Source organism: Pseudomonas sp. NFX98, from assembly GCF_047784845.1.
GTDB lineage: Bacteria > Pseudomonadota > Gammaproteobacteria > Pseudomonadales > Pseudomonadaceae > Aquipseudomonas.
The window spans coordinates 41,738-56,070 of the sequence record NZ_JBLNNF010000002.1 but is presented as its reverse complement, the minus strand read 5'-3'; the positions used below and the strand labels follow the sequence as shown (position 1 = coordinate 56,070).

Sequence of the window (14,333 nt, the reverse complement as noted above, 5' to 3'; positions counted from 1 at the left end):
GTAGGAGCTGTCGAGTGAAACGAGGCTGCGATCTCTTGATCTTGTCTTTAAAAAAGCAAAGTCAAAAGATCGCAGCCTCGTTTCACTCGACAGCTCCTACAAGGGATCATCGTTGTTTAGAAGGACTTGCTCACGCTCGCCACCACTGTCGCGCTGCACACATCATCGAAGCCCCAATTACTGGCGCACTGGCTCTTCGACAAATCGGTATCGATGTAACTCAGTCCGAGCATCACCCCCGCCAACTCGTGAGTCAGTTTGACCTCCCATTCACGGTACGAGTCTTCGGCCTCACCCGAGCGCGAGTACAGGTGCGGGTCCTTGAAATCCATGTCGCCGTAACGCAGTTTCAGGCCCACGCCGTAAGGCAGCTCGGTTTCATAACCGACGTAGCTGTAGAGCGAGTTCTGTTCGCTGTCGATACCCGGCGCATCGGCGGAGTAATAGGCCGCCAGTTTGACCCCGTAGACGCTGAGAATGCCGTAGGCCTCGCTCTGATTGAACTGACTTTCCTTCGGATACGAATACTTGAGATAGCCAAGATCCAGGCTGACGTCATCGGTGGCCTGCCACAGCCAACCGGCGTAGTAGTCGACTTCCTGGCGGGTTTTCAGGCCGCCGCCAAAGTCGACGTTGGATGTCCACGCGCCCAGATAAAGGCCACTGCTGTGGGCCAGGGTCGTGCCGAATTGAATGGTCGGATCGTTCTGGGTCTGCGAGATGCCGCGAGTGCGGTAGTCGCTGGCCAGGGTTGCATCCAGCAACAGTGAGAAATCATCGTTCAAGGTGATGGCCTGGCTGCTCAAGGGCAGCAAAGTCAAGGAACCGAGGGCGATCAGGGTGAAGGCTTTCATGGGTTACGTCCCGTTATTGTGCTTGTTATGGGCAGGTTTGTTATGGGTAAAAGCGGGGCAAGGCTGCGCCGGGCCTCGTGCTGAAAAACACGAGGTCGGGCAGAGGGGTGGTTGCAGTTTTTGTTAGAGAGTCGGTGCGTAGACTTGACGGCCGGCGAACCAGGTTTGAAGCACTTGGGTGTCGTGCAGGGCTTTCTCATCGACGCTGAACACGTCGCGGTCCAGAACGATAAAGTCAGCCTGTTTACCGACGCTCAACGAGCCGATGGTCTTGTCCAGGCCAATGGTGCGCGCAGCGTTGAGGGTGTAGGCGTAGAACATGGTTTCGCGGTCGATGCGTTCATCGGCGTTGAGCACCCCCAAAGGGCCGACCCGCGTCATGGCCTGGGCCATGGCGTTGAACGGGTTCGGCGACGACACCGGCCAGTCGCTGGCGCCGGCGATGGTCGCGCCCTGTTTGAGCAACGAGTGCGCCGGGTACTGGTAACGAAACGCCAGGGCGCTGACATAGGGCTTGATCATGTCCGTGGTGTAGTCGTCGGCGCTGGCCCAGAGCAGTTGCATCGAGGCGATGACGTCGAGGGGCTTGAACCGGGCGAATTCTTTCGGGTTGACCATCTGCAGGTGAGTGACGGAGTGGGTCACGCCGCTCTGCCGGTCTTTGCGTGCCTGGGCGATACCGTTAAGCGATTCAAGTACCGCGCGGTCGCCGATGGCGTGGATATGCACCAGCCAGCCCCGTTGATCGATGGCGCTGACCAGCTCACCGAAGTGTTTTGGATCGATCAGCAGCTCGCCCTGTTTGTGCGAGTTGCTGTAAGGGTCGATCATCGCCGCGCTTTGCGCCGGGTACTCGATCACGCCGTCGGCGAAAATCTTGATGCCGGGCAGCGTCAGGTTGGGGATGCCCTGAAATTGTTGGCGAACCTTGTCCAGCGTGTCTAGGTCGGCGGGCACGCTTTTCGAGTTGGCCACCAGCAGCGCCGCGACGTGGGCGGTCATGCCGCCGCTTTCGGCCAGCGCCTTGTACACCGGCAACACGCCGACGGTTTTTTCCGTGGGCTTGAGGGCGAACACTGGCTCGCCCGGCGCAGCGTTGGCAGCGGGGTCCATCCAAGCAGTAATGCCGACGCTGTTGTTGTAGCTCACGGCGGTTTGCGCGGCCTTGAGCATGTCGGCGGCGCTCGGCGCCGGCATTTTCGAGGCGACCCGGTCCCAACCGGCGTCTACCAGAAAGCCGTTGGGCGCGCCGTTCTTGAGCTTGCCGATGGTGCCGTCTTCAGCCGTCGGCAATGACGTGATCAGCGCAGCATCGACCCCGGCGCGCTTGAGCATCACGTCGTTGGCCCAAGCCGTGTGGTGGTCGCTGCCGATAAACACAACGGGCACACTGGCCCATTCGCCGCTGTTGAATTTCTTGCCCAACGCTTCGGCCTGAGCCCAGTACGCCGAACTCATGCCGGCGATGCTGAGCACGTCGCCGTGCTTCGCCGTGCCGTCATCGCGCCAGCTGCGCAGGCGTTTTTCCAGTTCGTCGAGCTCGACCACTTCATCGGCCATGTTGGCCGAGACCATTTCCAGACCGCCGAAAATCGCGTGGGAGTGGCTGTCGATCAGTCCGGGCATCAAGGTCTTGCCCTGCAGATCGATGACCTTGGTTCCCGATTCGATCAAGGCCTTGATCTGCGCATCGCTGCCCACTTGCAGCACTTTGCCGTCCTGCACCGCCAGCGCCTGAACCTTGGGCTGGTTGCGGTCGGCGGTGAATATCTTGCCGTTTAACAACACCAGGTCAGTCGCCGCCATGGCTTCCAACGAGGCAAAACTCACTGCGGCCATCAAGAGATTCGGGATGAATCTTTTCATTGAATGTTTCCTTGTTATTGCGTCTGATGGCCAGATTAGTGGCTTGCCGCGCTCGGCAGAACGCCTCGCTCACGAAAAACGTTTTTGCCTGAATGGAAAAAGTATGGACAAGCTGGGTGCATTGAAAATGTTCGTGGTCACGGCGCAACTGGGCAGTTTCAGTCGCGCCGCCGAGCAATTGGGCAAGACCCCATCGGCGCTGACCAAAGCGGTCAATCACCTGGAGGCCGAGCTCGGCGCGCGTTTGTTCGAGCGCAGTACTCGGCGGATTTTGCTGACAGAATCCGGGCGGCTTTATCTGGAAACCGCACGTCAGGTGTTGCAGCGCCTCGACGAGGCCGGCGAGGAAATCGAGCAGTTGCAGCATGGTTTGCGCGGCAGCCTGAAAATCACCGCGCCGCTGGCCTATGGGCAGGCTTTCCTCGATCAAGTGTGTGGCGGTTTTCTTGAGCAGTATCCGCAGATCAACCTGCAAGTGGACTTGTGCGACGAGTTCGTCAATCTGCTGGAGAGCGGCTACGACCTGGCCTTGCGTGAAGGCCACGACGATTTGCCGGGGCTGATCGCCCGCGTGGTTGGCAGCAATCGCCTGGCACTGTGCGGCAGCCCGGAGTATCTGGCGCGCAAGGGGCTGCCGGTCACCCCGCAGACCCTCGACGACCACGAGTGGTTGCTGTATCGCCATCCATTGTTGAGTCGCGAATTCTGGTGGGCCGAGCGTGACGGGCAGCGCCTGAGCCTGCCGCAACCTCAGGCACCGCGCCTGCGCAGCGACAATTACGACTTGCTGCTGGCCAATGCCCTGGCCGGGCGCGGCTTGCTGCACACGCCGCTGTGGAGTGCCGCGCCGTACATCGCTGACGGGCGACTGGTGCGGGTCATGGCCGACTACGACATCGATCCGGACAGCTTCGGCCCGTACATTCTGGCGGTGTACCCGAGCCATCGACGGGCCACGGCCAAGGTGTTGGCATTCATCGATTACATCGCAGGGTTTTTGGCGTCTCGCGGGTTGATCGCTGACTGACTTGCCCCTCGCTCTCCTGTAGGAGCTGTCGAGTGAAACGAGGCTGCGATCTCTTGATCTTGTCTTTAAAAAACAAAGTCAAAAGATCGCAGCCTCGTTTCGCTCGACAGCTCCTACGCACGTCGACAAGTGCTTGTCAGGTAAATGCCAAAAGAGTACAAATGTACTCCATGACGACTCTCACTCCCCGCCGTACCGCCATCCTGACCTTCATCCGCGAGCGTATCGCGGAACACGGTCAGTCCCCGAGCCTCGCTGAAATCAGCGAGGCGTTCGGCTTCGCCTCCCGCAGCGTGGCGCGCAAGCATGTGCTGGCGCTCACCGACGCCGGGTTTATCGAGGTCAACCCGCATCAGGCCCGGGGCATTCGCCTGCTTGGGCAACCGCCGCGTCCCGAGTTGCTGGACATCCCGGTACTCGGCCGGGTGGCGGCCGGTGCGCCGATCGGTGCCGATGCCGAAATCCATAGTCGCTTGCTGCTCGATCCGTCGATTTTCTCGCGGGTGCCGGACTACATGTTGCGGGTGCGCGGTGATTCGATGATCGAGGACGGTATTCTCGATGGTGATCTGGTGGGCGTGCACCGCAGCCCCGAGGCGGTCAACGGCCAGATCGTTGTGGCGCGACTCGACGGCGAAGTCACCATCAAGCGCTTCGAGCGGGTCGGTGACACGGTTCGCCTGTTGCCGCGCAACCCGGCTTATCAGCCGATCATCGTCGAAGCCGACCGGGACCTCGCTATCGAAGGGGTGTTCTGCGGTCTGGTGAGGCAAGGCTGATGGGCGCCGTCGTTGCGTTGGATACGCTGTTCAATGGCGGCCAGGTCTGGAAGGGCCGGCCTGCGCCGCCGGCCGTCAGCCCGCAACCCACCGGGCATGCCACGCTGGATGCGGCGCTGCCCACCGGTGGCTGGCCCGAGGCGGCGCTGACGGAAATCCTGCTGAGCGGGCAGGGTGTCGGCGAATTGCAACTGGTGTGGCCGGCGCTGGCACGGCTGTCGGCGGCGGGCGAGCGCATCGTGTTGGTGGCGCCGCCTTACGTACCGTACCCCCAGGCCTGGCAGAATGCGGGTGTCGATCTGCGCCAGTTGTCGATCATCCAGGCCAGCGAGCGCGATGCGCTGTGGGCCGCGGAGCAATGCCTGCGTTCGGGCAGTTGCGGCGCGGTGCTGTGCTGGCCGCACAAGGCCGATGATCGCGCCTTGCGTCGCTTGCAGGTGGCAGCGGAAACCGGCCAGACCCTGGCGTTCGCCTATCGCTCGCTCAGTGAAGCGATCAACCCGTCGCCCGCGGCCCTGCGCATCGCCATCGATGCCAAGCCTGCGCAATTGCGGGTACTCAAGTGCCGGGGCGGGTTGGCTCGTTCGGCGCCGATTGCCTTCGCCGTGGGGCATTGAGGTTGCCATGCGTTGGGTCTGTATTCTTTTCCCGCAATTGGCGCTGGACGCGGTACTGCGTCAGCGCACCGATCCCGATGAGCCATTGGCGCTGCTGACCGGTCCGGCCCAACGCCGGGTATTGCAGGCGGTCAATGGCCCGGCGCGGGAACTGGGCTTGCGCCCCGGCCAGTCCATGAGCGCCGCGCAGGCCTTGAGCAAAGGCTTTGCCACCGCCGAGTACGACGCCGCTCAGATCGAACACTGGCAGCAGTTTCTGGCCGCTTGGGCCTATCGGTTCAGCGCTCAGGTCAGCGTGCATTACCCGCGGGCTCTGGTGTTCGAAATCGAGTCCAGCCTGGGCCTGTTCGGCAATTGGCCGCAGTTCGAGGCGCGCTTGCGTCGCGAACTCGGCGAACTGGGTTTTCGTCACCGTATCGTTGCTGCGCCCAATCCGGTGGCGGCACGAATACTGGCCAACGCCTATGACGGTCTGGTGGTGCCCGACGATCAAGCCTTGCAGCATCACCTCGGGCAAATGCCCGTCGACCGCATCGGCCTGGAGGCCAACGTCGCCACGGCGTTGTCACGCATGGGGCTGCGCACCTTGAGTCAGCTGCAGGCGTTGCCCCGGCAGAGTTTGGCCCGGCGTTTCGAGGCCCAGGTGCTCAAGCATCTGGACGCCTTGCTCGGGGTGCGGCGGCTGGCGCTGGCGTTCTACCTGCCGCCGGATCGCTTCGATGTGCGCATCGAGCTCAATTTCGATGTGCAATCCCATCAGGCCTTGCTGTTTCCGCTGCGCCGCTTGACCGGTGACCTGTCGGCGTTCCTGTGCGGGCGCGACAGCGGCGTGCAGCGTTTCGACTTGCACCTGGAACACGCCGGGTTGCCGGACACGGTCATCAAGGTCGGCCTGCTCAGCGCCGAGCGTGATCCGGCGATGCTGTTCGAACTGGCCCGGGGGCGACTGGAGCAGGTGCAGGTCGAGGCGCCGGTACGCGGTTTTCGCCTGCGCGCTGAAGACTTGCCGGCCTTCGTGCCGCAGTGTCAGGAACTGTTCGACGACCGCCCACAGCAGTCCTTGCCCTGGGAGCAACTGCGCGAACGCCTGCGCGCACGGCTGGGCGATGACGCGGTGCATGGCCTGCGTTTTCAGGCCGATCACCGACCCGAGTGCGCGTGGCAGGCCAGTGCCGATAACCAGCCCTGCGGCGGGTTCCCGACCGTGCAGCGACCGGGCTGGCTGCTGACGGAACCGCTGGCGGTACACGAAGGCTCGACCCGCATCCTCATGGGACCGGAGCGCATCGAATCCGGCTGGTGGGACGGTGATGATGTGCGCCGCGATTACTACCTGATCGAAACCCGTGCCGGCCAGCAGGGCTGGGCTTATCGGGCGGTGGGTGAAGACGGCCCGTTGTGGTTGCAGGGCTGGTTCGCATGAATGTCGAATATGCCGAGTTGCATTGCCTGTCGAACTTCAGCTTCCAGCGAGGTGCCTCCAGTGCCCTTGAGTTGTTTCAACGGGCAAAAAAACAGGGTTATCAAGCCCTGGCGATCACTGACGAATGCACGTTGGCCGGCATCGTCCGCGCCTGGCAAGCGGCGAAGTCCGTAGAGTTGCCGCTGATTATCGGCAGCGAGATTCGCATCGAGAACGGTCCGAAACTGGTGCTGCTGGTGGAGAACCTTGAGGGTTACCAGACGCTGTGCCGACTGATCACCCGCGCCCGTCGGCGCACGCAGAAAGGCCAGTATCAAATACTGCGCGATGACTTCAGCGAGCCGTTGCCGGGGCTATTGGCGCTATGGGTGCCGGACGCGGTCGATGATTTCGAGCAGGGTCACTGGCTGAAGCAGGTTTTCGCCGAACGCCTGTGGCTGGCGGTGCAGCTGCATCGCAGCCAGGACGACACTCGTCGGCTGAACGATCTGCTGACCCTGGCCCGGGAGCTGCAAATTACTCCGGTGGCCAGCGGCGATGTGCACATGCACGCACGCGGGCGGCGTGCCTTGCAGGACACCATGACCGCAATCCGTCATCACCTGCCGGTGGCCGACGCCGGGTTGCGCTTGCACCCCAACGGTGAACGGCATCTGCGCAGCCTCGATGTTCTCTCTGGTCTGTACCCGCAAGCTTTGCTTGATGAAACGTTGGCGATTGCCCGGCGTTGCACGTTCGACCTCGGCCAGTTGCGTTATCAATATCCACGAGAGTTGGTGCCGGACGGACACACGGCCACGTCGTGGCTGAGTCATTTGACCGAGGAGGGCATTCGCGCGCGCTGGCCGCAAGGTGCGAGTGAGAAGGTGCGCGGGCTGATCGACAAGGAACTGGGACTGATCGCCGAGCTGGGCTATGAGAGTTATTTCCTTACGGTCCAGGACATTGTCGCCTTCGCTCGGCGCGAAAAAATTCTTTGTCAGGGCCGAGGCTCGGCGGCTAACTCTGCGGTGTGCTTTGCCTTGGGCATTACCGAGATCGACCCCGACCGGATGAACATGTTGTTCGAGCGTTTTCTCTCCAGGGAACGCGATGAACCACCGGATATTGATGTGGACTTCGAGCACGAACGCCGCGAAGAAGTCTTGCAGTATGTGTTCCAGCGCTATGGCCGGACCCGCGCGGCATTGACCGCCGTGGTCAGCACCTACCACGCGGCAGGCGCCGTTCGCGATGTGGCCAAGGCGCTGGGTTTGCCGCCGGATCAGATCAATGCCCTGGCTGATTGCTGTGGTCACTGGAGTGATGAAACTCCGCCCGTGGAGCGTCTGCGTGAAGGTGGGTTCGATCCCGAGAGCCCGGTGCTGCGCCGGGTGTTGAGTTTGACCCAACAGTTGATCGGGTTTCCCCGGCACCTGTCCCAGCACCCCGGTGGTTTCGTGATTTCCGAGCAGCCGCTGGACAGTCTGGTGCCGGTGGAAAACGCCGCCATGGCCGAACGCACCATCATCCAGTGGGACAAGGACGATCTGGATGCGGTCGGTTTGCTCAAGGTGGATATCCTCGCGTTAGGCATGCTCAGCGCGATTCGTCGTTGTTTCGATTTGCTGCGTCGTCACCGCAATCTGGACTTGAGCCTGGCGTCGGTCCCCTCCGAAGACTCGTTGACCTACGACATGATTGGCCGCGCCGACACCGTCGGCGTGTTCCAGATCGAATCACGGGCGCAAATGTCGATGCTGCCCAGGCTCAAGCCGCGTAAGTTCTATGACCTGGTGATCGAGGTGGCCATCGTTCGCCCCGGGCCAATTCAGGGTGGCATGGTGCATCCGTACCTGCGTCGCCGAAACAAGGAAGAACTCGAAAGCTATCCGTCAGAAGAGTTGCGGGAGGTGTTGAAACGTACCCTCGGCGTCCCTTTGTTCCAGGAACAAGTGATGCAGATCGCGATTGTCGCCGCCGACTACAGCCCCGGCGAAGCCGATCAGCTGCGCCGCTCCATGGCCGCGTGGAAACGCCACGGCGGGCTCGAACCGCACAAGGAACGCCTGGCAGCGGGGATGAAGAAAAAAGGCTATACCGCAGACTTCGCCACACAGATTTTCGAGCAGATCAAAGGCTTCGGCAGTTACGGTTTTCCCGAATCCCACGCTGCCAGTTTTGCCTTGCTGACCTACGCCAGTTGCTGGTTGAAGTGCCATGAGCCGGCAGCGTTCGCCTGTGCGCTGATCAATAGCTGGCCCATGGGTTTCTACAGCCCGGACCAGATTCTGCAGGACGCACGCCGTCATCATTTGCAGATTCGCCCGGTGGACGTGCGGGCCAGCGACTGGGATTGCAGCCTGGAGCCGATCACCGGTGCGCAACCGGCGATTCGCATGGGTCTGCGCATGATCAAGGGCTTTCGCGAGGACGATGCCCGACGCATCGAGGCGGCGCGCTCAAGAGGTGCGTTTGCCGACATAGCCGACCTCGGCGAACGGGCGCGGCTCGATGCCCGCGCCCAGGAACAACTGGCCGATGCCGGTGCGCTGCGCGGGTTGGCCGGTGATCGTCATCGTGCGCGCTGGGAAGTGGCGGGGGTGCAGAAACAGCTTGGGTTGTTCGCCGGGCTGCCGAGTCAGGAAGAGGGCGCAATCGCGCTGCCCAAACCCACTGTCGGCGAAGACCTGCGGGCCGATTACGCCAGTGTCGGCACCACCCTCGGGCCGCATCCGCTGGCGTTGTTGCGCGCTGAATTGAAAGCCCGGCGTTGCCGCAGTTCGAAGGAGTTGCTGGAGGTCGAGCACGGACGACCGGTCAGCGTCGCGGGGCTGGTGACCGGAAGACAAAGGCCGTCCACCGCCAGCGGCGTGACCTTCGTCACCCTGGAAGACGAGTTCGGCAACGTCAACGTGGTGGTGTGGCGCGACCTGGCCGATCGGCAGCGAAAGGTACTGGTCGGGTCGCAGTTGCTCAAGGTTGATGGGCGTTGGGAGAAGGAGGGCGAGGTTCGGCATCTGATTGCCGGGCGCTTGAGTGACTTGAGCCCCTTGCTGGACGGCATCAGCGTGCGCAGCCGGGATTTCCACTGAAACACGCATTTCCCTGTAGGAGCTGCCGAAGGCTGCGATCTTTTGGCTGCCTTGAGATACCGAAGATCACGATCAAAAGATCGCAGCCTTCGGCAGCTCCTACAGAGATCACATACGTTTTATTTGGCAATCGGCCAAAACCGCTCGCCGCCCCCAGGCGCATCCGTCCACGCCTGCAACGACCGCGTCGGCAAATCGAAGTAGTCCCGCGTGCGCGCATAGCCATGCCCGCCCATCCGGCCAATCGCATCAAGCCCCAGTTGATCGATGTACAGGGTTTTCGGGTCGATCAATTCATCCCGCACATGAGCCATCAGCACTTCACCAAAGATGATCTCCCGGGATTGGCCGATGTTCAGCGCCATCATCCGTCGGCATTCCAGCGCAACCGGGGCTTCACCGATGCGCGGGCATTTGACCGTGGTGCCGGGAATGGCGGTAAGGCCAGCGGCGGTCAGCTCATCGAAGCCGGGAGCGAAGGGCACGGCGCAGACGTTCATGGCTTCCACCAACGCATCGCTGACGATGTTGACGGTGAATTCCTGGTTGAGCTGGATGTTGCGCGTGGTGTCCTTGGGGCTCTGGTCGCCGTAATTTTCCACGCCCAGCGCAAGAATCGGCGGATCGGCCGAGAGCGCGTTGAAGAAGCTGAACGGCGCGGCATTGATGCGGCCTTCACCGTCGATGGTGGTGACCAGGGCAATCGGTCGTGGCACCACGCTGCCGATCAGAATCTTGTATTTGTCCCGTGGGCTCAGTTGGCTGAAGTCGAAGCTTTGCATGGGCAGAATCTCTAAAGAAGTGGATCAGTCGCGCTCAGTGGCGCTCAGTGGCGCTTGCGCGCTGTAGTCGTCGGCGAACGGGATGGCCGGTTGGAAAAGACTTTTCCAGTCCGGCTGGCCGAAGGCCCGGTCGCTGTGGCTGCGCATCAGTTTTTCGAATTGCTGTTGGGCCTGGCGTTGCAGGGCCGGGTAGTCGATACCGTTGACCTGACCGTTGTGCATGACGCAGCGGCCGTCGATGAAACTGGCGATGCAGTCATCACCGCGCCCGGCCAGCACGAGGTTTTTCAGTGGATCGAACAGTGGCCCCAGGTGCAGGCCGCGCAGGTTGAACACGGTGATGTCGGCTTTGGCTCCCGGCGCCAGACGCCCAAGATCATCGCGACCCAGCGCTTTAGCGCCGCCAAGGGTGGCGGCGTTGTACAGGTCCAGCGTGCTGGTCAGTGAATTGCCGCCCTCCATCAACCGGGCGATGTTCAGACCCTGACGCATGTTTTCCAGCAAATCCGCCGGCCAGGTATCGGTGCCCAGTGCGAAGTTGATGCCCTTGGCCCGATAGCGACCAAACGAGTTCAGCGCCTCGCCGTCCCGGGCAAACACCACCGGGCAATGCACGAGACTCGCGCCGCCATCCACCAGCCGTTGCAGGTCGTCATCGCCACAGGTGTAGATGCCGTGGGGCAACAGGCTGCGCGGGGTCAGCAGGTCCAGTTGTTGCAACCAGGCCAGTGGTGAGGTGCCGCGCAACTGCTCGACCATCGCCACTTCACCGAGGCCCTGGCAACAATGCAGACGCATCGGTGCGTTCAGTTCCCGGCTCAGCGCGGCGGTACGTTGAAGCAAAGCGGGCGCGCAGGTCTGGATGCGATCGGGCAACAACGCGCCGCGAATCAAATCATGGTTAGAACCGTCGAAATCCCGGAAAAACCGCTCGGCCGCGTCGAGCCCGGCCATGCCCCGGGCTTCATCCCAGTGGTGAGCCAGCATGCCGTCGGCCTGCCAGTAACTCATGCCGCTCATGTAGCAGGGGCCGAGGTACGTGCGCAGCCCCAGCACAGCCGCCACATCGGCGACTGCGGCAAATTCATCGTAGGTCTCCGCCCACTCGCGGTAGTACATCGAGGTGATCGGCATGGCCGTGGTGATGCCGTTACGGATCAACTGTGTGAAGGCGTAGTGGTATTTGAAAACTTCTTCTTCGGGGCTGTAGCTTTCCCGAGGGCCGCGCGCCAGATACTCCGCCGACCACATGCGGCCCATGTCGCGCTCGTCGCCGTTGTCCAGGGTCAGCACCGTGGAGTCGAGATCGCCCAGCGCATCCAGATCAATGAATCCCGGACCGATCAACGCGTTGCCGTAGTCGATCCACTGATCCACCGGGCCGGCATAACCGCGCCCGACGAACTCAATGCGCGAACCTTCGAAGACCACTTCGCCGTCTCGCCACAAAACATGCTGCGCACCGTCGAAGCCGACCACGCAGCTGGCCCGCAAGCCGATGCGCTTCACAAACGGCTGTCCAGCAAACGACCACCGGCCGCAATCAACTGCCCGCCGCGATAAACCTGGCGCAGCGGCCGTGAGACAACCGCTTCACCGAGCGTCTGCACCGGCATCAGCAAAAAGTCTGCTGGCCGGCCCATCTCAAAACCGTAACCTTCACAACCCAGTGCGCGAGCGCCATTGACCGTCGCGGCTTCGAATGCCGCCGTCAATTCTTCGTCCTTGTTCATATCGAAACGGAACGCCAGCAACATCGCCCGTTCCAGCATGTCGCCGTTACCCATGGGCGACCAGGCATCGCGAATGCCGTCGGAGCCCAGGCACACGTTCACACCGGTTTCGCGCAGGGCGAGGAACGGCGGCACTGCGCAATCGGCCGGGGCCGAACTCATCAGCGAAATACCCAGCGCCGCCAAGCGTTCGGCCACCGGTTTGACCTGACTCCACGGCAGCATGCCGAGGCAATAGGCATGGCTGATCATCACTCGGCCCTGAAGCGTGAATCGCTCGGTGTAATCGGCGATCAACGCGATCTGCCACAGGCCCAGCTCACCCTTGTCGTGCAGATGAATGTCGACGCCACGGTCGAACTCGCTGGCCAGTTTGAACACGAAATCCAGTTGTGCGACGGGATCGTTGTCGATGCCGCACGGGTCCAGTCCACCGACGTTTTCCACGCCCAGAGCCATGGCTTCACGCATCAGCTCGGCGGTGCCGGGGCGGCTGATCAGGCCGGTTTGCGGGAACACCACCAGTTGCAGGTCGATCAGGTCGCGGTATTTTTCCCGCAGCTGCTGCATGGCCTCAACGTGGCGCAGGCCGAATTCCGGGTCGATGTCGACGTGGCAGCGCATGGTCAGCGAACCCCGGGCGATGCAGTTTTCCAGCAGCGCGCCGGCCCGTTGCGCAATCGGTGTGGTGACTTCGCGCAGGATGCGCCGCTCGTTGGCGATGTAATCCTTGAGGGTCGGGCCGGCGCTGTTCGGGCGCCAGGGTTGGCCCCAGAGGGTTTTGTCCAGGTGCACGTGGCTTTCCACCAAGGCCCCGGTGAGCAGTTGGTTCTGGCCATCGATGTCGGTGGCGAGCAGCTCGCTGGTCGAGGCCGGGCGGCGTTGGATGAAGCGGCCGTTTTCGATCAGCAGGTCTTCGGCGGGTACGCCGTAGGGGCGCACGTTGCGTAGCCAGCGGGGTCGGGTCATACAAACCTCAAATTTGTGTTGTCTGGGAGGGCCTGATCGCTGGCAAGCCAGCTCCCACAGGGTTTGGGGTGTCACAAAATGTGTGATCTACACAAATCACTGTGGGAGCTAGCTTGCCAGCGATGGCCGCAACTCGGTCTCGGATCAGCCCTTGAGCTTCGCCCAAATCCGGTCCTGCAGCTCCCGCGCCTTGTTGCTGCATTCCTTCTCGGGACGCAGGCGCGAGGCGAATTCGTCGGGCATGTTGATGGCGTCCATCACTCGCCATTTGGCGTCGATCAACTTCTCGCTCTGGATGCCGTTGTCGTAGGCGATGGCGTTGGACACGGCGGCGGCGTTTTCCGGCTTCATCATCCAGTCGATGAAGATTTTCGCGTTGCCGGGGTGCGGTGCGCTTTTCGGCACGGCGAAGTTGTCCTGGAACATTGCCAGGCCTTCCTTCGGATACACGTACTTGATGGTGCTCTTCTGCAACGTGGCCCGCGCGGTAGAACCGTTCCAGTTCTGCATCATGATCACTTCACCGGAGGCCATGCGGTCGACGGTGTTGTCCGAGCTGTACATCTTCAGGAACGGTTTCTGTTTTTGCAGCAGTTCCAGAATGCGCTTGGCGTCCTGCGGGTTTTCGCTGCACTCATCGACATTCAGGTAATGGCTGGCGGCATTGATCACGCTGCTGGACGTGTCGAGGGCGGCGAGCTGGCCTTGCAGTTCCTTGCGTGGTTCGAAGAACTCTTTCCACGAGTCGTCCAGTTTGCCGCCAGGCACTCGCGCGCTGTCATAGGAGAACCCGGTGGTGCCCCACAGGTAAGGCGCCGAGAACTTGCGGCCGGGGTCGAAGCTCGGGTCGCGGAACGCCGGTTTGACGTACTGGAAGTTGGGCAGGGCGGAGGCGTCGATTTCCAGCAGCAGGTTCTGGTTGATCAGGGTGCGCATGATCGATTGCGACGGCACGATCACGTCATACGCAGCGCCGCCGGCCTGCAACTTGGCCAGCAGGGTTTCGTTGCTGTCGTAACCGTCCATGGTGACCTTGATGCCGGTCTCCTTTTCGAACTTGGCCAGCAGCTCGACCGGGTAGTAATCGGTCCAGTTATAGAAGAACAGTTCCTTGGGCTCGGCGGCCTGGACGCTGAAAGCGGTGAAGCAACTCAGGGCCAGACCGGCAACGGCGAAACGCATGTTTTTTTTCATCAGAGAACGCTCCAG

At 61.9% G+C, this 14,333-nt stretch carries 11 protein-coding genes; 5 read left to right on the top strand and 6 right to left on the bottom strand.

Annotation, left to right across the window (positions count from 1 at the left end; translation table 11 throughout):
• Positions 1 to 116 precede the first annotated feature (116 nt).
• Both ACM110_RS02675 and ACM110_RS02670 read right to left on the bottom strand, forming a co-directional pair.
• Positions 117 to 854, bottom strand: coding sequence for a TorF family putative porin (locus ACM110_RS02675; protein ID WP_416126445.1), 738 nt, complete (start codon positions 852 to 854; stop codon positions 117 to 119).
• 123 nt (positions 855 to 977) lie between these two features.
• Positions 978 to 2,720: an amidohydrolase gene (locus ACM110_RS02670; protein WP_416126444.1), complete on the bottom strand. Its 1,743-nt coding sequence runs from the start codon at positions 2,718 to 2,720 to the stop codon at positions 978 to 980.
• 103 nt (positions 2,721 to 2,823) lie between these two features.
• Between ACM110_RS02670 and ACM110_RS02665 the strand changes: the two genes are divergently transcribed.
• The 5 genes from ACM110_RS02665 to ACM110_RS02645 all read left to right on the top strand — a co-directional run bounded on the left by ACM110_RS02665 (position 2,824) and on the right by ACM110_RS02645 (position 9,640).
• Positions 2,824 to 3,747, top strand: a complete 924-nt coding sequence (locus ACM110_RS02665) for a LysR substrate-binding domain-containing protein (RefSeq protein ID WP_416126443.1) — start codon at positions 2,824 to 2,826, stop codon at positions 3,745 to 3,747.
• Positions 3,748 to 3,908: 161 nt separating this feature from the next.
• Positions 3,909 to 4,526: a transcriptional repressor LexA gene (gene lexA / locus ACM110_RS02660; protein ID WP_338581119.1), complete on the top strand. Its 618-nt coding sequence runs from the start codon at positions 3,909 to 3,911 to the stop codon at positions 4,524 to 4,526.
• The gene (imuA, locus tag ACM110_RS02655; RefSeq protein ID WP_338581118.1) at positions 4,526 to 5,143 is read left to right on the top strand and encodes a translesion DNA synthesis-associated protein ImuA; all 618 of its coding nucleotides are present in this window, start codon (positions 4,526 to 4,528) and stop codon (positions 5,141 to 5,143) included. Before lexA ends, imuA begins: the two co-directional genes overlap by 1 nt.
• A 7-nt stretch (positions 5,144 to 5,150) precedes the next feature.
• The gene (locus tag ACM110_RS02650) at positions 5,151 to 6,566 is read left to right on the top strand and encodes a Y-family DNA polymerase (protein ID WP_416126442.1); all 1,416 of its coding nucleotides are present in this window, start codon (positions 5,151 to 5,153) and stop codon (positions 6,564 to 6,566) included.
• Positions 6,542 to 9,640, top strand: coding sequence for an error-prone DNA polymerase (locus ACM110_RS02645; RefSeq protein ID WP_416126441.1), 3,099 nt, complete (start codon positions 6,542 to 6,544; stop codon positions 9,638 to 9,640). The genes ACM110_RS02650 and ACM110_RS02645 overlap by 25 nt, the downstream gene beginning before the upstream one ends.
• 119 nt (positions 9,641 to 9,759) lie before the next feature.
• Here the strand turns inward: ACM110_RS02645 and ACM110_RS02640 are convergent, their stop codons facing one another.
• The 4 genes from ACM110_RS02640 to ACM110_RS02625 all read right to left on the bottom strand — a co-directional run bounded on the left by ACM110_RS02640 (position 9,760) and on the right by ACM110_RS02625 (position 14,318).
• Positions 9,760 to 10,422, bottom strand: coding sequence for a flavin reductase family protein (locus tag ACM110_RS02640; protein WP_416126440.1), 663 nt, complete (start codon positions 10,420 to 10,422; stop codon positions 9,760 to 9,762).
• 24 nt (positions 10,423 to 10,446) lie between these two features.
• Entirely contained in the window at positions 10,447 to 11,931 is a 1,485-nt protein-coding gene (locus tag ACM110_RS02635; RefSeq protein ID WP_416126439.1) for an amidohydrolase family protein, read from the bottom strand.
• On the bottom strand, positions 11,928 to 13,124 hold the full coding sequence (locus tag ACM110_RS02630) for an amidohydrolase family protein (RefSeq protein WP_416126438.1): 1,197 nt from the start codon (positions 13,122 to 13,124) through the stop codon (positions 11,928 to 11,930). Before ACM110_RS02630 ends, ACM110_RS02635 begins: the two co-directional genes overlap by 4 nt.
• 144 nt (positions 13,125 to 13,268) lie before the next feature.
• Positions 13,269 to 14,318: an extracellular solute-binding protein gene (locus ACM110_RS02625; protein ID WP_416126437.1), complete on the bottom strand. Its 1,050-nt coding sequence runs from the start codon at positions 14,316 to 14,318 to the stop codon at positions 13,269 to 13,271.
• Positions 14,319 to 14,333 lie beyond the last annotated feature (15 nt).

Bases quoted from the DNA above. Each gene is read 5' to 3' on its own strand.
- ACM110_RS02675 (WP_416126445.1), bottom strand. From the start codon at position 854: ATGAAAGCCTTCACCCTGATCGCCCTCGGTTCCTTGACTTTGCTGCCC.
- ACM110_RS02670 (WP_416126444.1), bottom strand. From the start codon at position 2,720: ATGAAAAGATTCATCCCGAATCTCTTGATGGCCGCAGTGAGTTTTGCC.
- ACM110_RS02665 (WP_416126443.1), top strand. From the start codon at position 2,824: ATGGACAAGCTGGGTGCATTGAAAATGTTCGTGGTCACGGCGCAACTG.
- lexA (WP_338581119.1), top strand. From the start codon at position 3,909: ATGTACTCCATGACGACTCTCACTCCCCGCCGTACCGCCATCCTGACC.
- imuA (WP_338581118.1), top strand. From the start codon at position 4,526: ATGGGCGCCGTCGTTGCGTTGGATACGCTGTTCAATGGCGGCCAGGTC.
- ACM110_RS02650 (WP_416126442.1), top strand. From the start codon at position 5,151: ATGCGTTGGGTCTGTATTCTTTTCCCGCAATTGGCGCTGGACGCGGTA.
- ACM110_RS02640 (WP_416126440.1), bottom strand. From the start codon at position 10,422: ATGCAAAGCTTCGACTTCAGCCAACTGAGCCCACGGGACAAATACAAG.
- ACM110_RS02630 (WP_416126438.1), bottom strand. From the start codon at position 13,124: ATGACCCGACCCCGCTGGCTACGCAACGTGCGCCCCTACGGCGTACCC.
- ACM110_RS02625 (WP_416126437.1), bottom strand. From the start codon at position 14,318: ATGAAAAAAAACATGCGTTTCGCCGTTGCCGGTCTGGCCCTGAGTTGC.